17 protein-coding genes are annotated in these 18542 nt (G+C 50.6%); 10 read left to right on the top strand and 7 right to left on the bottom strand.

All coding sequences use genetic code 11. The features are described from left to right. The first annotated feature begins 129 nt into the window (after nt 1–129). Both RIG61_11905 and RIG61_11900 read left to right on the top strand, forming a co-directional pair. Nucleotides 130–774 carry a DJ-1/PfpI family protein gene (locus RIG61_11905; GenBank protein ID MEQ9619860.1) on the top strand — a complete coding sequence of 215 codons (645 nt, stop codon included), beginning with the start codon at nt 130–132 and terminating at the stop codon, nt 772–774. A 7-nt stretch (nt 775–781) separates the two neighbouring features. Beyond that, the gene (locus RIG61_11900; protein ID MEQ9619859.1) at nt 782–2329 is read left to right on the top strand and encodes a class I adenylate-forming enzyme family protein; all 1548 of its coding nucleotides are present in this window, start codon (nt 782–784) and stop codon (nt 2327–2329) included. Between the two features lie 537 nt (nt 2330–2866). Here RIG61_11900 and RIG61_11895 read toward each other — a convergent pair. Both RIG61_11895 and RIG61_11890 read right to left on the bottom strand, forming a co-directional pair. Beyond that, the gene (locus RIG61_11895) at nt 2867–4057 is read right to left on the bottom strand and encodes an FAD-binding oxidoreductase (protein MEQ9619858.1); all 1191 of its coding nucleotides are present in this window, start codon (nt 4055–4057) and stop codon (nt 2867–2869) included. A gap of 51 nt (nt 4058–4108) precedes the next feature. Then, a complete protein-coding gene (locus RIG61_11890) occupies nt 4109–4633 on the bottom strand; it encodes a 2,4'-dihydroxyacetophenone dioxygenase family protein (protein MEQ9619857.1) in 525 nt (174 codons plus the stop codon). Between the two features lie 616 nt (nt 4634–5249). Between RIG61_11890 and RIG61_11885 the strand changes: the two genes are divergently transcribed. From RIG61_11885 to RIG61_11865, 5 genes are all read left to right on the top strand, one after another. Next, nucleotides 5250–5726, top strand: a complete 477-nt coding sequence (locus tag RIG61_11885; protein ID MEQ9619856.1) for a hypothetical protein — start codon at nt 5250–5252, stop codon at nt 5724–5726. A 155-nt stretch (nt 5727–5881) separates the two neighbouring features. Then, nucleotides 5882–6172 carry a DUF1330 domain-containing protein gene (locus tag RIG61_11880; GenBank protein ID MEQ9619855.1) on the top strand — a complete coding sequence of 97 codons (291 nt, stop codon included), beginning with the start codon at nt 5882–5884 and terminating at the stop codon, nt 6170–6172. Nucleotides 6173–6285: 113 nt separating this feature from the next. Continuing rightward, nucleotides 6286–6963 (top strand): hypothetical protein, encoded by a 678-nt coding sequence (locus RIG61_11875; GenBank protein ID MEQ9619854.1) that lies wholly within the window; start codon nt 6286–6288, stop codon nt 6961–6963. Nucleotides 6964–7261: 298 nt separating this feature from the next. Beyond that, complete coding sequence (locus RIG61_11870) at nt 7262–7918, top strand: hypothetical protein (protein ID MEQ9619853.1); 657 nt, start codon at nt 7262–7264, stop codon at nt 7916–7918. Between the two features lie 304 nt (nt 7919–8222). Continuing rightward, nucleotides 8223–8534 carry a hypothetical protein gene (locus tag RIG61_11865; GenBank protein MEQ9619852.1) on the top strand — a complete coding sequence of 104 codons (312 nt, stop codon included), beginning with the start codon at nt 8223–8225 and terminating at the stop codon, nt 8532–8534. A gap of 1938 nt (nt 8535–10472) precedes the next feature. On the opposite strand, the gene RIG61_11860 is transcribed toward RIG61_11865, so the two are convergent. Continuing rightward, nucleotides 10473–10787, bottom strand: coding sequence for a hypothetical protein (locus tag RIG61_11860; protein MEQ9619851.1), 315 nt, complete (start codon nt 10785–10787; stop codon nt 10473–10475). Between the two features lie 610 nt (nt 10788–11397). On the opposite strand from RIG61_11860, the gene RIG61_11855 reads away from it, so the two are divergent. Then, nucleotides 11398–12048, top strand: coding sequence for a hypothetical protein (locus RIG61_11855; GenBank protein MEQ9619850.1), 651 nt, complete (start codon nt 11398–11400; stop codon nt 12046–12048). A gap of 122 nt (nt 12049–12170) precedes the next feature. After that, complete coding sequence (locus RIG61_11850; GenBank protein MEQ9619849.1) at nt 12171–12845, top strand: SOS response-associated peptidase; 675 nt, start codon at nt 12171–12173, stop codon at nt 12843–12845. A gap of 392 nt (nt 12846–13237) precedes the next feature. On the opposite strand, the gene RIG61_11845 is transcribed toward RIG61_11850, so the two are convergent. Next, nucleotides 13238–13951 (bottom strand): hypothetical protein, encoded by a 714-nt coding sequence (locus tag RIG61_11845; protein MEQ9619848.1) that lies wholly within the window; start codon nt 13949–13951, stop codon nt 13238–13240. A 357-nt stretch (nt 13952–14308) separates the two neighbouring features. Between RIG61_11845 and RIG61_11840 the strand changes: the two genes are divergently transcribed. Then, on the top strand, nt 14309–14755 hold the full coding sequence (locus tag RIG61_11840; GenBank protein MEQ9619847.1) for a Spy/CpxP family protein refolding chaperone: 447 nt from the start codon (nt 14309–14311) through the stop codon (nt 14753–14755). Between the two features lie 175 nt (nt 14756–14930). Here the strand turns inward: RIG61_11840 and RIG61_11835 are convergent, their stop codons facing one another. From RIG61_11835 to RIG61_11825, 3 genes are all read right to left on the bottom strand, one after another. Further along, nucleotides 14931–15362 (bottom strand): heme-binding domain-containing protein, encoded by a 432-nt coding sequence (locus tag RIG61_11835; protein MEQ9619846.1) that lies wholly within the window; start codon nt 15360–15362, stop codon nt 14931–14933. A gap of 933 nt (nt 15363–16295) precedes the next feature. Continuing rightward, nucleotides 16296–17135 (bottom strand): hypothetical protein, encoded by an 840-nt coding sequence (locus tag RIG61_11830; GenBank protein ID MEQ9619845.1) that lies wholly within the window; start codon nt 17133–17135, stop codon nt 16296–16298. A gap of 190 nt (nt 17136–17325) precedes the next feature. After that, on the bottom strand, nt 17326–18063 hold the full coding sequence (locus tag RIG61_11825) for an alpha/beta hydrolase (protein MEQ9619844.1): 738 nt from the start codon (nt 18061–18063) through the stop codon (nt 17326–17328). Nucleotides 18064–18542 lie beyond the last annotated feature (479 nt).

Here is an 18542-nt window from a genome sequence, read left to right as displayed (position 1 = left end):
TACGGAAGATAATCACCCCTCATTGACTGTATCTCAGCATGTGATAGATTTTACGGATTATCGAAGCAAGAGGCCTGAACGCGGTCTCCGGTTATGTAGTCAAAATTATTAGCGTTTAAATCCCCTGGAATGAAAAACAACAATTCAAATTCAAAATTGAGAGCGGGCATATTGCTGTACGATAACGTCGAGGTGCTCGATTTCACGGGCCCTTACGAGGTCTTTAACCTGACCAGGCTTAACGAGGAGAGGCGCTTTGCGGAGCGCACGCCGTTTGAGATACTACTCGTCACTCATACGGCGGAGCCTGTAGAGGCCTTCGGCAATATGCTAGTAGCCCCCGACTGCACGTTCGAGGACTGCCCACCGCTCGACATACTCGTAGTCCCCGGCGGCATGGGCGAGCGCCTGGAGAACCATAACCCGATGATTCTGGAATTTATCCGCACGCGCGCTGGCGAAGTCAAGACGCTCGCGTCAGTATGCACGGGCGCGTTTCTGCTCGCGGCGGCGGGAGTGCTTAACGGGCACAGCGTGACGACTCACCACGGGTCGCTCGACAGGCTGCGGAGCTCATTCCCGTCCCTCAAAGTAGAGGAAGGCGTCCGGTTCGTAGAGGACGGCAATATCCTTACCTCGGCGGGAATCACGGCGGGAATAGATATGACGCTCAGAATAGTGGCGATACACCTGGGCGAGGAGATAGCCCGCGCCACGGCTGAGGAGCTTGAATACCCCTACCCTGAGGATAATTACCGCGCTATAAAAGGGTAAGTACGCCATGCCCTACTACGGAAAAGAGTTACAAAGTACGGTCCCGATCCGGGATTTGCTGAAAGCGGGTCTCGAGACGAAGCCTGACGAGGACGCGCTGGTGTCGCTCGAAAAAAGATATACGTGGCGGGAACTGGACGACGTAAGCGCAAGGCTCGCCGCAAACTACTTTACGCTCGGCCTCAAGCCCGGAGACCGTATTGCGTCGCTCATACCCAACAGGTGCGAGCTTCTGATCCACTACGTTGCGTGTTTCAAGGCGGGGCTCGTCGCCGTGCCGCTCAACTACCGCTATTCGCACCACCAGATAGATCATGCGCTCGAGGTCTCGGAAGCGCAAATAATCCTTTTACACGAGGAGCGGAGGGGAGACGCGGAAAAGAGCATGATCGCCGGTAATCTTCCGCTCGGTATAATAAGTTACGGCTCCAACAACGGGGACGATCCACGCCTGGAAGACCTGCTCCAGAACGAGCCGGGAGATGCCGATCTACAGGCACCCGAACCCGACCGGCCTGCCATTATTTTCTTTACTTCCGGTAGCACCGGACCTTCAAAGGGAGTTACGCATTCATACGAATCACTAGAGTACATGTTCGCCAGCTGTCGTGCGGGCTTCGAGCTCACAACCCGGGACGTAATGGTTGCTGACTCCTCACATTCACATCTCGGCGGTTTCCTTTTTTCGTTTACGGCCATGTCCGCAGGCGGGCGAGTATTGGTAGCGACCAATGCCGAGCCCGATGAGCTTCTAACGCTCCTTAGGCGGCAAAGACCGAGTGTGCTCTGCATGCTCCCCGCAGCCCTTTTTCGGATAATCAGGGATCACGGCGCAACGAGTGAGGATTTCTCGAGCCTCAGGCTAACCCGTTCAGGCTCAGACAAAGTGCCGCTTGAGCTCGAGCACGAATTCACCGCCCTCACCGGCCTTCAGATTGACGAAGGTTACGGCTCAACCGAGGTCGGCCTGGCTACGATAAACCCTCCTTCGGGCCTCATCGTAGAAGGTTCGATAGGTAGACCGCTTCCGGGGTTTGGATTCTCAATTCGAGACGACGAGGGCGTAGAAGTCCCGACGGGTAAAGAGGGAAACCTGTGGGTGCGCTCTAAAAGTATTATGCTCGGCTACTGGAACAACCCCGAGTCCACTGCGGCCACGATAAAGGACGGCTGGTTAGACATAGGGGACGTATTGAAAGCGGACGAAGACGGTTACCTCTGGTTTAAAGGACGCAAAAAACAGATCATCGTGCACGACGGCTCCAATATCGCGCCGCAGGAAGTCGAGGAAGCGCTCCTTGAGCACGAGGCTGTCGAGAGCGCAGGGGTGATCGGAATCCACGACCTGCTTCACGGTGAGAACGTGCGGGCATACGTCAGCATTCGCAATGGAGCTGATAAGCCGAAAGCAACCGACTTAATTGCTTTCGCTCGCGAGCGCATCGGATACAGAGCGCCCGAGGAAATTGTTTTTCTCGACGAGATACCGCTCAACCCTACGGGAAAAGTGGACAGGGTTACGCTTAAGAAGATGGCCGAGGGGGATGTCAGATAATTAAGGAGAGGGAGAAAAGACTAGATTGCCAAGGTCGCATTGCTTAGTAACGCGAAAGAAAAGATTATATTTTTCTTTTTCTTGATAAAAAGAAACAAAAATCAAGACTGCACAGAATATGGCTAAAAATAGATTATTAAGTCTAAAATCTTTTAATCCCACCGCGGCCCCTAAAAGATTTTAGACTTAATAATCTATTTTCTTAACGCCAATTCTGTGAATGTCGGAAAAGGAAAGGGTATGACAATAACCATCTCGCCGATCCTGAATCAAGCCTGTCCTGAACTTGTTTCAGGGTTCAGGATGACGGCTAAAGATTAAAGACTGGATTTCACACAGAATTTATCCCCCCTCCTTAATCCTCCCCCTGGAGGGGGGAGGAAATTGAGAAGGATGGCGTTCTTCGACATGCTCAGGATGTACAGCTTTGAAAAGATGAGACTCTGAATAGATTCTGAAATGATCCCGGATCGTAGTCCGGGACAAGGTTCAGGACAGGGTTCAGAATGACTGATTTGTGATTGCGGTGATGATTCCTCATTCGATTTCCCGTGATCTCTCTTCTTCTATCCCCGCCTCCCCCTTTTCACGCCAGGCGAACCGGTGCAGATAGGGGTTGGGTTTATTCTCCAGGACATCAGCGATTAATGACCCCAGGACCGGGGCGAACTTAAATGCGTGTCCGCTCCCTCCGGTGGCTACTATAAGCCCCGGCCTGCCCGGAACGCGGTCAATGTAGAAGTCGGCGTCCCACGTGTCGGCGTAGGGACAGAGGCGGGTTTTTATGACCGGCGCGTCCGCGAGCACGGGGATATTCTCACTGAGAAAATGCGTCAAGTTCTTCTCATCCCCCTCAGTTATCTCGCGCGGGTCGTCGGGTCGCATACGTCTGCCCGGCCCGTGGTTGCTGATCTTTACCGTGCCGTCGGGGAGCGCGGGAAAGCCGTACCAGCCCGTTTTAGAAATATCCGCAAGCCAGGTGGCCGGATGGTGAGGGGACAGGAATCCGGCATCGACCGCGGACTTGAGATAGAATACCGGCTGTCCCGTAGCCCACATCAGCTCTTTTAGCTCCGGCACGAGCAGTGGGGTCCAGACCCCCGCCGCGACGATCACGTAGTCGGCGCGGATTTCCTCTCCGTCTTCCGTCAGAGCACGAGGAGCGTAATTGCCGTTATCCGAAAGCTCCGTGATCTTGACGCCGGGCGTTACATCGACGCCTGAGACTTTGGCGTCCTCCACAAGAAGCGTAAGCAGCTCTCCTGCCTCCGCCCATCCCGCCTTCCGGTTATAGTAGCCGTCCTTATATCTGCCGTACAAAACGCCGGGAAGGTATTCTTTGATAAGATCAGGGGTCAGACGCTCGAGACTGTAGCCCCTCTTTTGAAGCCGCACGTAGCTCTCGTACTCGAATCCGCCCGGCTCCATCCGGTCGTGCACCATGAAGAGACCCCCTGTCTCGTGGTATACGGGCCTCCGCCATCTGGCGTTCCACCCGTACCAGCCTTTAAACGCCTCTTCCATGAGCGAGATGTAAAATTCGTCATGGCCGTAATCCATACGGACGAACTTGTTCATGTCGTTGGACGCCGCATCGGGATGAGGCAGAGGTCCCGGATCGGCGAGGGTTACAGTGTAGCCCCTCTTGTTCAATTCAAGCGAGGCGGTCACGCCGAATATTCCCGCGCCTATAATAAGGACAGATTGGGCCTTGCTCAGTAGCTGCATTCTTTCATTATTCCCGAATGTTAAAAGCTAACGCCGGGCATCCGCCGCTGTTCAGCGCACGAGCGACTCGGCGAACCCTTCCCCGAGGCCGACATCTACGCAGTGCTTTTTATAAAGCTCGAGCACGCCGAGGCTGTCGATGGTGAAAAGGTCCTTTCCGGTTTCATCCACTATGGTGAGCGGGCCGTACATCACGGCGAGCGCCTTCATCCCGCCGTCGCTGTAGCAGACGAAGGTGTGGCTCTCACCTACAGGCTCGTAAAGAACAGAGCCCGGGCCGAGCACCCAGTCGTGCTCCAGGTAGCCGAACGTACCCTCAATACCGTAAACAAACGCGGGAGTCGAGTGGCGGTGACGGTTTATCAGCCCCTTCTCCGCAATCCTGAAGCACTCGATCCAACCGCCGTTGTGCGCGTTTATCACGAGCGGGCGGGAGTAGACCGTATCGGTGAGCTTCATCCAGTACTTCTCATCGTCGTTTTCCAAATCAGCCGTTATGAGGGGCAGCGAGCCCGGGGGGGCGGGTATATTCATGGGATTCACGCCTGCGATTTTAATTTTCTCGGGTAGATCCATTTCATTGCTCCTTGTCCGGATTTTAGAAGTACATGCTTAAGTCCCATTTTAACACAACTGATCTCGAATCTTTTATTTATTATTAATCACAGGATAAAGAAATTGCTGATTTGGGGGTCAAGGTTGATCCCGGATGTGTCTATCATTACATCCTTCGGTTCCGCCCCAGAAAAAGGGGTTTTAAAAAATTAGATTCTGAAACGTAGCTTCTCGTAGCACATTTGCTACTTTGCATTTTGCGGAAGGCGTCCGAATCCTCGCATACTCGAATTCGTTTCGCAATGACGACTGGGGTAAGCAGAAGAGTATTTGAAAGGGCAGGCATCCTTCGACTGCACACTTCGTGTGCGCTCAGGATGATTGGGTTCTTTACATGCGTGTGATGGTATTAGGAGTAGAGGCGAAGAAATCGTACATGAGCGCAGATTCTGCGCCTCAGGATGAGCGGGTTGAAAAGGCAACCTCCCAAGCCGGTTTCGGAATTTATGGGACGGAAGTTTTGTACGCGTAAACCCGGCAAAACTAAGGGTTAGAGATACGCATGTGCGCCACCATTATGAAACTTCCTACCTCTATATTCATCATAACTTTTATACAAAGATGCAAGGAGAATGATATGGAAGCTGAGAGAGATTTAGTAAAACGAAACACCGTTAACTGGAAAGCGGCAGTAATAGCCGGAGTCATAGCGGGTATTGTCTTTCTAATACTGGAGATGCTGCTGGTTCAATTTGTCGGAGGAGGAAGCGCCTGGGGACCGCCGCGCATGATGGCCGCTATAGTGATGGGTCAGGAGGTATTACCGCCTCCGGCAACTTTTGACGCAGGCGTAGTGGTTACGGCCTTAATCGTGCACCTCATATTATCGATAATTTATGGAGTGATACTCTCTGTTATTATTAATAAGCTGGGTATCGGCATGGCTTTATTAATCGGGGCTGTTTCCGGGTTAATACTATATATAGTTAATTTCTATGGGTTCACAGCGGTATTCCCGTGGTTTGCGAAGGCTCGGAACTTTATCACTATATTCAGTCATATAATCTTCGGACTGGTAGCAGCGTGGGCTTATAAAAAGTATCAGCGGGCGTAGCTGAAGGCTGAGGAATGTTTGTTTGCTTCGACTGCATACTGCGTGCGCGCTCAGGATGAATGGTATAGAAAGAGAAATGCAAGCGACCCCTCTCGAATATTAAAGCCGGGTTTGTTATTCTCTGAACACAGCTTGAGTAAAAGGAGGCAGTCACAATGGCCGCATACATGATAGCCCAGCTAAACGTACGAGATCAGGACGGGTACTCCAGATACGTATCCAATTTCGTGCCTATATTAACTCAATACGAAGGGGAGATAGTCGTCGTGGACCGCGACTGTAAACTCATAGAGGGTGAGTGGCCATACCAGACAACCGTTGTGCTGAAATTCCCCGACGAAGAGCAGGCGATGCGCTGGTACAACTCGCCCGAATATCAGGAGATTGTTCAGGACAGAATCCGGGCGGCTGAAACTAACCTTATTCTGGTAAAGAGTTATAAATAAAGCCCGGCAATACTGTTAATCCAACGTACCCGCGCAGGTCATGCTCCTTGCATCTTTCCGCCTCTACCCCCATAATATATCCCTTGAATTCATAAAGGGAGGCAAGACCCTAATTGAAAAAAACAGCCTTAATTACTATCACCTTATTAATCACACTGATGGCCGCTTCGTGTTCGAGGGACAAGGAGCCCGATTTCAGGGGGGTTAAGTGGGGCATGTCCAAGCAGAAGGTCAAAAAGACCGAGACAGCCGAGCTCGTAAAAGAGGGGAACGAGATTCTCACATACAGGATAGGAGGGGAGTCCTCTCCGGTAGAGGCCGAGGGAACTGTCAAGGTAGATGTAGAGGGCGCGGAGGACACGCGGGTTACGGTCGAGGTAGCCGAGATCGAGTACGAATACGACCTGCTCTACGTGTTCGGGAACGGCAAGCTCGGCATGATAGTTGTCCACCTGCGCGACGGCTTCAAGGACCCCGACCTTTATATTTCTTTATTCAGACACAGGACGGAGGAGACTTCAAAGAAAATGGGCGAGCCCGCGGCAGGAGTGGCCGAGTACGGCGACTTCACGCCTAAAGACGATCCGTACTCGTCCCCCGGGGAGATATGCGAGGGGAAATACGCGCTCAGGCACATCTGGCCTACGAAGAACAAAAAAACCAACGTGTCCATCGAGCTTGACCGGAAAAAGTTTACGCCCGAGCCCGACTGTAACCTCTCCGTATTCTACGAGAGCGTGGAGCACCCGGTGGACCCCGAACTCGCAGAAGAGCTGCACGAGCTTCTTTAGCTTTTTACAAGATTTTATTAGGATGATATGTTCCTGTAGGTATCGGATAAGATAATATTGGAGTTATTAAGACAGCATATTTTCATAAGTAAATGGAGTAAACAAAATACCTGTGCGATTTACTAAGTAGTTGCATGTAATATGACACAAGCTTGAATTCAAAGTCCGACAAGCTACGATTTCTAAGAAACTCTTCCTTATAGACCCATCCGGCGTTATCACATGAAGGGCGGGGTATGCGTGTCCTTGTATCTCGAATCGGGTAAAATGTAATGAGCACCTGAGGGAGGATGGAGAGATGCAGAGAGAAATAATAGCCCTTGTTATCGGAATCGCGGCGGGCGTAATCCTTACGCTCGTAATCACATCATACACAGGCTCGGGGAACCGTTACTGCCTGCACGCGTCCTCGGATGGTAAATCCATACATAAAATAGACAGCAAGACCGGAAGGGTCTGGTGGAAGAATTCCTACGTGGAGCTCGACGCCGATGGGCAGCCGGTGACGATATGGTACTGGGAGGAGCTGACGCTGGACAGGCCCGGGGCGGCGAGCCTGGCAGAAGACCTTCAGTCGTCGACCGAAGAGGCCCGGCAGGAGGAGCTCACCGCGAAACGGGCCGCGGCCACGGAGATGGAAGCCCTCAAACAGAAGAGGCTCAACGAGATTTACATAATCTGTGGAGAGGACCTAGAATGCGTTAAGCAAAAATGCGCCGCAGGATTCGGCGGCACCGTCGACACGGATTGGACCTCATACTGCTCGGATCAGCTAAAGACCCATGTGATTAATATAATTATAGATCAGTGCCGAGCTGACGCGGGCTGCATAAAGACATACTGCGTAAATAAATACAACAATACCTACCCCGCGGTGAGCGACTGCATCAGCGAGATTAACCTTCAGAAGGTAAAGAACGAAAGCGAGGAGGCCGGGCAGCCCGCGTCTGAATAGACCGCAAATAGAAAAACATCCGACACCCGAAATATACGAGACACGCTGACTTTTCAACTACCTGACACTATTAACTAGCTATTCCCCGACTTTATCCTGCAAAAGCCCGATATCGAAGATTTCAAGCGGCTCACTCCGGTGGATGGCATCTTTTACCCGCTGAACAAACGGACTCGTCGATAATTCCTTTTTTAATCCGCCGCAAACGTCCATTTACCACTTCACGCGAAATTGTAATATAATATAGAGGTTAAGAAGCTTCCCACTGCGCGTTAATAAAAAACGGGGAAGAGGACGCGAGAAAATGCAGGACAAATCCATCAGACTCGGGGACCTCATTCTGGTCATTGACGATATAAGCCTCGTCCTGAGCGGCGATATAATTTGCCGGTTTCACCTGAGCCACAAGAATGAGCCAAAACATTCACTGGTCGAAATGTACGCGGAGTTGAGCGACGACGGAGAGCTCGAAGTCGTCTGCCGCACTCCTCTCACCACGAACCGCTTCGAGATTGTCTCCCGATTCCTCCATCTCTACGAAAAGAACATAATCAGATTTTTCCGGGAACATACCCAGGGCAAAACCCCCTACATGTTTAAGGTTCCCATGAGCTGACTTATAGACACTTAGCTTCCTTTTGCGATTCCCGCAGACTCCGCCGCCAAGACAACCCCCATCATAATCCTCTCCATTCTCAAATAAGAGTAAATGTTATGTACAGTTCATCCCGAGCGCACACGGAGTGTGTAGTCGAAGGACGAACGGGTTTAAAGACGAGATTGCCGCAGGGGCTTTCGGCTTCGTCTTTTGAGTACGCCGGGACAAGTCGCCCCCTCGCCATGACTAATTGGAGACAGGGGCGAAGCGTCCGGCCCTCCACTCCGGAAGCGGCGGCGCGATAAATGGCCGCTGGTACGATATTCACCCGCGCTTTGAGGATAAAAAAAACCCCCGCCCCCCCTTAACTACAAACAGCGAGGGTCGAGGGTTGAGAAGGGGATATTCAATATTTATTATACACATTTTGCCGTATTAGCATAGCTTTCTTTATAGTGGCAGAACCGCCTGTGTAAAGGATAACGTGATACTATAATGTAAATCCGTACTGCGGGTAAAAGGAGAGAGAGCGCCACGACGCTAGCGCGGTCCCGTGATGGCTAAGAAGGAATTTTCTCTTTTGCGGCAGGGGAGTTCCTGTTGATTTCTTCCCCTCGCCTTCCTCAATAACCCTCCACACCTCTTACCGTTCTTGATCCTGGTAAAGGATAAGGGTAAGAGGAGGGAGGTTGTAGTAGGGGCTACTAATCTATTAACAATTCGGATAATTGAAGCCGGGCCGCACTGGCGGTTACCCGGAGCAGGTTGGTTTTATATAGTCCCGATAATCTATTTTTAAAATCCTGATTTATGGAACAGTGAAACGAGTCAGACTTCCGATAGCAATACGAGGCTACCATTTCCCCTCCTGCAATTTTAAAACTCTGTTCCGTGACCGCTCAAACAAAATTGCGCCCCGGTCTTACTTACTGACCGTTTTAAGTAAGCAACGATAAACCGGTGCCGGTCACAAGTAATATATGAGCAAAAATTGTGCCATATTGTCAAACAACTACTACATTTATATCCAAGTTACTGATAGTATTATAGTTATCTCGTTTTATAAACAACGTAGAACACAACTCAGAGTTTAAAAACTACGATATATCGTAGATTCTACGAAATAACATGCAGCTTTAGAAGCGGTAAGGTAAAATATTTTACAAAATTATAAGTTTTTATAATAGATGTTGAATTATACCCTCGATTTATCAACAATTATCTATAATCAGTATTAACTGAAAATCCCCCTCCCCCCGCTTCCAACATGGAAAGAGGGGAGAGGAAGAATCCGGGATTTATCGGGCAATCCGATTACTTTCATTATTAGAAGGTGAAAAAACCAGAATCAACTGATGCTTAACCCCGCATCGCTGTAGTGTCATAAGTACCTTAAACTATCAAGTCGTTCAATCGGCTCCATGTTAATTCCGGTTATTTAATTACTCAATCTCCAGTCAGGCTTTATCAACCTTATTCTCTATAATTACTATGGCAATCTATATAACTACTATGGCAATATTCGTACCATAAGGAGATTACAAACAAAAAAAAGCCCTAGTTATCTGTTAATACTGTATAAATATTTCTTTCCGAGGGAGGCTCAGGGAGGAGCTAAAAACAAAACTACGATATATCGTAGTCTATACGGGGGTTTTTGTACTATTCGTGATACAAATCCTGCGCAGGCCGGTTATGAACGGAGGTATTTCTGATTTCCGCCCAAGAACCGCGCACTATTCGGAAGCAGTCCGTAATTTCCAAACCCGGTAAAGACAACTTGCAAAATGGAGGTAATGTGGACTTCCCGGTGGGTAGAAAAGAATTAATAAAACCTTATTTTACACGAGCTTAAAAAGAGGCTTGCCAAGTGTTTCGGAGACGGGAGTCTGAAAAGTGGAACTCAGCGTTCACCTGGTCTTCTTCGGGCCGTGAACTGCGGTTCGAAATAAATACTTATTCACCTTCGGGCCGGAGGGAGTCTTCATTCGAGGAATCTTCGGGCTTTGCAGGCGTTAGATCAAGGTCCATATATTTCCAGGGGCCTGTGGTGGAGCGCCTTAACTGCCTGGTGCCTTCCTCCAGAGAGTAAAAGTATTCGCGGGTGAATATGACGTCCTCGAAGTCGTACCCCGGATACACCCTGTTTGACCTGTCGTCAGCACCCTTGGGGGTCAGGAACTTTTCGAGAACATCGTCCGCGGCCGCCATGCCGGCGCCCGGAAGAATCGAGAGCAAAACGCCAAGCAGAAACAGAACCAGGATTTTCATCTTGTCACCCCCTCGAATAATACTTTTTAAAGAATAACAGATAAAGGGACCGAAATCACTTATTATTTCAGGCGGTATTTCTTAAATACGCTCGGTGCATCTACGGTTTCTCACCCCGCTATCCGGGAGCGTATGACGAATTCCCGCTTTGAGTGGCGGAGATGGGGGGATCGGAGATATCTTGAGAGCAAGAGGGACCGTTTATGCCGGGGCGGAAAGTCTGACGGGCTTATAAACTCATTAAAGGAAATATTAAATTACTCATTTTGCAATCCCCGTCGCCTCAAGCGGTTTGTGGCGCTCCTTCCTCAAAGCGGGGCCGGCCAGCAATGCCCGGACAATGAAGAGGCATCCCCCCGGCCGGGCACAGCTGATTTATCCCGCCTGAGCGGTAGAGATTCCCCTTCTCCTTCATCAACCTTTTATCCCCGGTCCCGGAAGGATGCCTGAATTATCCGTCCTCAGCCTTATTCATCGCTTTAATCGTTACTACGTAACCGAACCGGTATTCGGATGAAAATTTTAAAGCCCGGGAAATTTTCCCGCGAAAAGCACCCGCATTCAGGTAGACTATTCGCAATTTTCCATATCCATAAGGAGGAAAAAGGGTTTGAAGAACCATCTGCTAATAACATTTGTGATGATTTTCAGCCTGCTCGCCGCTGCATGCAATGACAACGGCAAAGAAACCCGGAACGCGCCCCCGGGGGATACCGCAGAGCTGGAAAGCCCGGGCCCCACACCCGGTCCTGAAGTAAAAGAGTACGATTTCAGGGGATCCGACTGGGGGGCGACAAGGGAGGAAGTCATGGCCACCGAGCGGAACGAGCCGGTGTACGAAGATGATGACACGCTCGAATACAAAGGCGTCGTAGAGAAGATGCTGATGTTAATAACTTACAAATTCAGGGACGATAAACTAGTCCGCGGCGGCTTCGTACTGAATCAGCAGATAAGGGACAAGAACGAATATCCGGAACGTTACAACAAGCTCAAGAAAATACTTATCGAAGCAAACGGCGCGCCCCGGAAAGACATCGAGAAGAATTTAAACCCCAATGCGGTAATCAACGACGAAAACAAAGGAGACGCCGTGTGCAGAGGCGACATTGTGTACGGCGCGCAGTGGGTCCTGCCCGACACCGTTATCAATCTTCTCCTGAACGGGCAGCAATCACAGTGCTATCTAGCCATAATATACACGAGCAGGGAAGAGCTGGAGTTCCGGACGAATCAGAGCGGCGGGCAGGAGGACGGCTGACCTTCAGCGCTTATCCGTTCAATCTCCCCTCCCTGACGCGGGGGAGACATGCTATATTTAGATTCATGGATGTATCTCAGCCGGAGGGGGATACATGCCCATACGGAGTTCGGAAATAAAAAATGTGTGGAAGATTCGCGCGGACCAAGGATAAAGACAGCCTCCAGGGACGCTTCGGTTTTGAAGACCCGGAAGGGTTTCTCCTAAAGCCCGAATACAACATCGCCCCCTCGCAGGACTGCCCCGTGATCACAGTTGAGTGCGACAGGCGCGTGCTCGGGATGATGCGCTGGGGGCTTGTACCCCCCTGGGCCCGGGACGCCAAGGGCGGCTACAGGATGATAAACGCCCGGGCCGAGACCGTGTCGGAAAAAGCGAGCTTCAGGGAGCCGCTCAGGAAAACGCGCTGTCTGGTGCCCGCCTCCGGGTTCTACGAATGGAAAAAACCGGATAAAAAGACGAGGATACCCTACTTCTTCAGACTTAGAGACAGTACGCTCTTCGCCTTCGCCGGTCTCTGGGCGGTGTGGCAACATGGGAAGGAAGACGAGCTTCACTCCTTCACCATCATCACGACCGGGGCTAACGAGCTGATGGAGCCCGTACACGACAGGATGCCCGTAATACTGCGCGAGAAGGACGAGGCCGTATGGCTCGACCCGGAGCTAAAAGACCCGGACGACTTGATGCCGCTGCTCGCGCCCTTTCCTTCGGACGGGATGGAATACTATGAAGTCTCGACTTACGTGAACTCCTACAAAAACCGGGGCGAGGAGTGCATTCGTCCCGTTGGCTAAAATCCTCCTTGATTTGGTTATTGCAACCTAGTGCCTTAGCTTTATTTGGCCTGTTGCCTTCTTTTCAAGGATGTCCGATTCCTCATGCATTCGGAACCGTTTCTTTTTCTAAGGGGGAAGTAAAAAAGACGAAGACGGGATTGTCGCATGGGCTTCCGGCTTCGCCGGGACAAGCCGCCCCTTCGCAATGACGGGGAATGGGGGGCATGCTCCTACAGTTCAACAAGCTCACTACCAGAACGAACGGGGACTTTTAAGTCTGTAAAAATGCGGAACGGTGCCTTTCGGTTTAAGGTCCCTTTCCGAGACGCTAAAAAAATCTCCTCCCTCCCGGATGGAAGGGAGGGAGGAGCATTATCCGACTTCTCTTAAATGTAAACGCTTTTCAATGTTTAAAACGCTTCATCGATTTCGTCTTCTATATCGTCTATATCATCTTCTAATTCGTCGAAATCGAGGTCATCGTTAAAAGCCGGGACGAATATAAGGACGTCTCTCGGCACTATGCAGGGCGATTCAGGGCCGCACATTCCGTCAAACTCGCCGAGCACCATCGTGTCCCTGCCGAACTCGACCCCCAAATCAGGATCCTCAAGGCACACCCCGTTAAAAGCCTGAATGTCATCAACAGGCTCGTCGTCGTTACAGGGGTTGAATACCACTCCGTTATCGACGAATATGTCAGAATTGTCCTTCTCGCATTCGTTCATAGTAAGGGTGGTTATGAAGTTGCCCGGGTTCAGGCGTACCTCAAGCTCCGCAAATCTCGGCGTGCATACTATATCGATCGGAGAAAGGCTGTTGGTCTGGGGTATGGGCGGCTCGCCGTCGAAATCCGTCGGCAGGAACCCGCCGATTACATCTATATCGAACTCCTCTCCGTCGATTATTACGGTTCCGTCACCGCTTACCTCCCTGTCGTCCCTCGACGCAAGTATCTCTATGAACATATCGATCGCAGTATTCTCGCCGATCCCCTCGGCCGTGAAATTGGGCTCGTTTGAAGGCCCGTCGTCGAATATGTCATCGGTTTCATCGCAAGCTGCGGACAAAAATACGAGAGCTAGAAATGATAGCGCAAATGATTTGCCTATCCATTTTCGCATTAAAATTTACCTCCATTTTTATTGTTTAAATTACTATAACAGCAATTTGCATACCAGTTAGCCGCATAAAATAAATATATAGTAAAGCGGGGCTGTTACGGTTATGGCTCAGGGGCGAGAGACCGACCGGAGCCCTGATTGAGTTTAATATTAAGCAGGCGTATCTGTAAAATATTGCACACGCGGACGGGGATAAACATCGACTCGCTGGAGTGAAGCAAAACCGTCTAATTCTCAAGCCGAACTTTACGCATTAGTAATTATCACCGGAAAAGTTCCGTTAATATTTGAAACCTTTTCGGCCTGCGGATGTTAATATATTAAAAGGATCAAACCAAATAAGCGGGAGGCAGTTAAATGAAGAGACTTTTGATTTTACCGATTTTGCTTTTTCTTATCTTTTCCGCATCGGCCAACGCCGGGCATCACTGGCATAAAGACGGGCATTGGTGGAATGACGAAGCTACCGTAAAGAAGCTCGAGCTTACGGATGAGCAGACCTCGCAAATAAAGGAAATAGAGGCTACATACTCGCCGGCGCTCGACAAAGCCGCGGAGACTTTCAAGGAAAATAAAACCGCGTTCAAGAAAGTAATGTCCGACCCGGCTTCGAGCAAGGCCGACGTGATAAAGGCTTTCGATGTAATGTGGGACTCGAAGTATAAAATGAAGAGGGTCATGCTCGACATGAAGCTGGACGTGAAAACTGTGCTGACCCCTGAGCAGATTACAAAGCTCGTTGAAATGAAGCAAAAACACAAGGAAGAAATGAAAAAGAAATGGGATAATAAAAAGAAGCAATAGGCAAAGATAATACCTGTGAGCGCGCATTCTCCGCGCGCTCACATGCTTTACGCGGCGCGGAATCAGCGCTCACCCCGGTTTTTTACATACTGCTCAGCCAAGCAGCAAGAATCGCACCGAAATACGGGTTTGAGTAAGGAAGGAGTTAGGATTAAATCGATTTTTAGCCAGGAGATTAGTCATTCCCAGAGGCAGCCCCGGTCCATTTACGAAGCAGGTCCTTGTCGGCAGCGGACAACTTTACCTCCGGGTGAAGCGGCACATAATACCAGAGAGGCATCTCGCCGCTCTCTACCTCTTCCCATATCTCCTCGATCTTCTCCCCCTTCTTTTTAGGCGAATACTTGTTCCACTCGGTGAAATTCATATGCTCCCTCGCCTCGTTCACATCCCAAACGACGAGCCAGGATACGGGCGCAATCCGGGAATACCACGGCCACACGGTCTCGTTCGAATGGCAGTCGTAGCATGAGCGTTTCAGTATCTCGCTCACTTCAACAGGCGCTTCGATCTCCCCTGCGACGGGCGGGTTAGTCTTCTCCACAGGCACGAACTGCGCCCCGATAAAAGCTATAATCAGCACTGCAAGAATGATTTTCAGATACATAGGTCCCGCACCTCGCCTTTTGCTTATTCACAGCGGTTTTGATCCGACGATTCCTTATAAACGGACGAAGTTATTATAATGGATATTGATAGATAGGCTACGGTTATCACTAAAATTATACAAAGGAAATATGAAGTGAAATAGATCCTGAAACTAGTTCAGGATGACAACTAAAAAACGGGATTGCCGCAGGGGCATCCGGCTTAGTCTTTCGACTACGCCGGGGCAAGTCGCCCCTTCGCAATGACTGATTAGGGTCAGATGGAGGGGAGATTAAACTGCGGGGCATCCTTCGACCAGGCTCAGGATGATAGGGCTTGACCTTTCAAAGCCTCACAAACCTGTTCGTCCTGAGTCCGATCGAAGGGCGCGCCCCGGTATAGTGACAGCTTGAAGCTTGCGGGCTTGCATGCATGTCTAGTTGAGTGTGTTCAAAGGAGTTTCGTAGAAATCGTATATGAGCGCAGATTCTGTGCAGAAATCGTCCTTCGACTGCACACTCTGTGTGCGCTCAGCATGAGCGGGCTTGAGTGCGCCCGCTGGTTATATTCGGAGGAGTTGGGGAAAATCGTAGAAACACACTACGTGTGCACCCCCATCCTGACTTCCCCCCCTGGGAGTGGGAAGGAAATTAATCGTATAAGGTGGGGAAGGCGGAGGAGTGTGGGAAAAGGTGGGCATCCTTCGACAAGCTCAGTACGAGTGGGTTATTCATGTATTGCCGGTGATATTCGGAGGAGTGAGAGGCAGCATAAGGGATCGCGGCAGGCCTGTCCTGTACTCGATACAGAGATGCCGCTCCTGGGGTGGTTGAGAAAATGGAGGTTCGGAGAAATCGTATATGAGCACAGATTCTGTGCAGAAATCGTATATAAGCACACATTGTGTGTGCGCTCAGTACCGGAGATTACAGGCTGCTTCGGCAAAAGCCCCTTACTCGTATCCCGGAAGCACGTACTCGGTCTTCCAGGCCTTGGGAAGAATCTTCCCTTCAAGCTCGTAAACGCTCTTGTCCCAGTCTATTTTGTCCGCCTTTTTTTTGCCGAGGGAAGTAGTCCAGACAGCGACTGGCGGGTTATCCTCACGCCTGGGCCCGACGGGGAAATAAGCCGATACGGTAACCTTTTTTATGTCGTAGCCGCTTGAGTAAAGGGACTTGTATATCGAGGTCATGTCCGCCTCCGCCTTTAGCCTGAAGAACCTGGCAAACATAACATCGTCCATATTATATTCGACGAGCACGTTGTATCCGCCGGAGGCGGCGCCGGTTACGTCAATCTCCCTTACGCGGCTTAGGCCGAGGTTATTCTCACCTCGGAGAACGGAAGCCGCTCTGAAGGCTATCAGTCCGGGCTCCTCCGCCCCGCTCCTCTCGTACTCGGGGATGTCGTACCTCGGGTCCACGGGCTTTGACATACCGGCGTAGAACAAAGCTCCCACAAGCAGCAGGACCGCGGGCAGATAAAAGAACGCCACTGTTCTTTTAGTAGCGGCCCTCCTCCAGGGCATAACGAGCGAGGGGTTGACGAACCCGGCCCCCATGGCGATTACGCAGAATACCAGCAACGTGTATAGCTTGCTCTCGAGATTCGTACGGGGGAAAAATACGACGCCGAAAGCCATCATAACGAAAAAGATGAAGCCATAGAGCATCGCCGCCCTTTTTCTCGTCTTCTCACCCCTGATCCAGAAGAGCGCGGTGCCCGGGTCGATCAGGCCCAGCACAAACATTATAAGAGAAGCTATAGTAATCCACGCGATTACGATTTCCATATACCCAAACGCACTCCCTCGGGATTCCCGCCGCGGCTGAACGGATAATTCTCAGACCCGCATCTTACAAATTTACCTATTTGCGGCGCATACTCCAACACGGCGGGGTCAGAGACTATTTGATAATAGATACCCGGACGCGGTATGGAGAGAAATTAACAATAGCTAGCAGAATCGGCGGGGCGCCGGATCAGATTTTTTCGAGAAAGGAGAGCACTTCCGCGGTGAAATTCTCGTTTACGAGGAACTTATGGTGGTCCCCGTCTATCGTAATGCCTTTTGCGTCGGGGAAGAACGAGGCCGCCTTTTTCGCGTCGTACTCTTCCGAGCCGTTGATAACGAGCACGGGCACGCGGATATTTCTCAGATCATCCAGTGTATATTCGGGAAAAATCGATCCTTCGAGCCTCGCCGCAAACGCCTTTTTGTCCCCGCCCGGACCTACGGCCCAATTCTCAGCCGCGTCTTTTTCCCTGAGCTTCTCGGCGAGCATTTCATCCAGGCGCGCTCTCCTGTCCTCCTCGCTAAGATGCCACTCCTCATCGTAAATCGAGAGGCCCGCAAGCGTGAGGCTCCTTATGTCCGAGTACATATTGGCAGCCTCTATAGATACCTTCGCCCCCATGGAGTATCCGAGAAGGTCGTACTCGTAGAGACCGAGGTGCTCGACAAGCGCCTCTACATCCCTCGCCATCGCCCTGTTCCAGTATGAGTATGAGGTGTGAGGCTTTTCTGATTCGCCGTGCCCCCGGGCGTCGAGCATTACAACCCTCCGCCCGCTCTCGACGAGCTTTTCGTAAACGCCGGTCTCTTCCCAGTTTATACAGGACGAGCCGGTGAATCCGTGCAAAAGCACGAGCGGCTCTCCGCCGCCGCCGGAATCGGTGAAGGCAAGCTCCACCCCGTCAAAGCTCCTGAACCTTTCCATAGCGGTTAATATTTTACATGATTTAAGAAAACAGGCTTATATCAAAATTGATTGAGTATTACGAGGGGCTTCGGAGAAATGGTAGAGACACACACGTAGTGTGTTTCTCGAAAAGACTGTGTGGTTTACAGAAAGATAGGTAAAAATAAATTACTACATCTAGAATATTTTAATTCCACCCCAGTAGGCCAGGGCGTCTGATTTCTCAATTTGGTTTTTATGACATTTTTAACAAGATAGACTGCAGTCAGCCGAGGGCGACCAATTCCTCACTCACTCGCAATTGTTGATCGAAATCGTTCTGTAATGCCGGGAAAAGAAAAAGCAAGATTGCCACGCATTCTTCGGAGGTTTTTTAATCAACCTGTTCCATAGCATAGCTGCTAGTATATATTTAAGCAGGGGTGTCCGGTTCTTACACTCGTTCAAAACCGTTGCTCGCAATGACGTCCTTCGATAGGACTCAGGACGAGCGGGAT

The sequence above is a fragment of the Deltaproteobacteria bacterium genome (assembly GCA_040223695.1).
Taxonomy (GTDB): Bacteria; Desulfobacterota_D; UBA1144; order Nemesobacterales; family UBA2774; genus JAVKFU01.
This window is presented reverse-complemented; position numbering and strand designations above follow the sequence as displayed.

Coding starts and splice junctions, on each gene's coding strand:
- RIG61_11890 (MEQ9619857.1), bottom strand. CDS start 4,633: ATGGATCTACCCGAGAAAATTAAAATCGCAGGCGTGAATCCCATGAAT.
- RIG61_11860 (MEQ9619851.1), bottom strand. CDS start 10,787: ATGAAAATCCTGGTTCTGTTTCTGCTTGGCGTTTTGCTCTCGATTCTT.
- RIG61_11900 (MEQ9619859.1), top strand. CDS start 782: ATGCCCTACTACGGAAAAGAGTTACAAAGTACGGTCCCGATCCGGGAT.
- RIG61_11865 (MEQ9619852.1), top strand. CDS start 8,223: ATGCAGGACAAATCCATCAGACTCGGGGACCTCATTCTGGTCATTGAC.
- RIG61_11895 (MEQ9619858.1), bottom strand. CDS start 4,057: ATGCAGCTACTGAGCAAGGCCCAATCTGTCCTTATTATAGGCGCGGGA.
- RIG61_11845 (MEQ9619848.1), bottom strand. CDS start 13,951: ATGCGAAAATGGATAGGCAAATCATTTGCGCTATCATTTCTAGCTCTC.
- RIG61_11835 (MEQ9619846.1), bottom strand. CDS start 15,362: ATGTATCTGAAAATCATTCTTGCAGTGCTGATTATAGCTTTTATCGGG.
- RIG61_11840 (MEQ9619847.1), top strand. CDS start 14,309: ATGAAGAGACTTTTGATTTTACCGATTTTGCTTTTTCTTATCTTTTCC.
- RIG61_11880 (MEQ9619855.1), top strand. CDS start 5,882: ATGGCCGCATACATGATAGCCCAGCTAAACGTACGAGATCAGGACGGG.
- RIG61_11825 (MEQ9619844.1), bottom strand. CDS start 18,063: ATGGAAAGGTTCAGGAGCTTTGACGGGGTGGAGCTTGCCTTCACCGAT.
- RIG61_11850 (MEQ9619849.1), top strand. CDS start 12,171: ATGTGTGGAAGATTCGCGCGGACCAAGGATAAAGACAGCCTCCAGGGA.
- RIG61_11870 (MEQ9619853.1), top strand. CDS start 7,262: ATGCAGAGAGAAATAATAGCCCTTGTTATCGGAATCGCGGCGGGCGTA.
- RIG61_11905 (MEQ9619860.1), top strand. CDS start 130: ATGAAAAACAACAATTCAAATTCAAAATTGAGAGCGGGCATATTGCTG.
- RIG61_11885 (MEQ9619856.1), top strand. CDS start 5,250: ATGGAAGCTGAGAGAGATTTAGTAAAACGAAACACCGTTAACTGGAAA.
- RIG61_11830 (MEQ9619845.1), bottom strand. CDS start 17,135: ATGGAAATCGTAATCGCGTGGATTACTATAGCTTCTCTTATAATGTTT.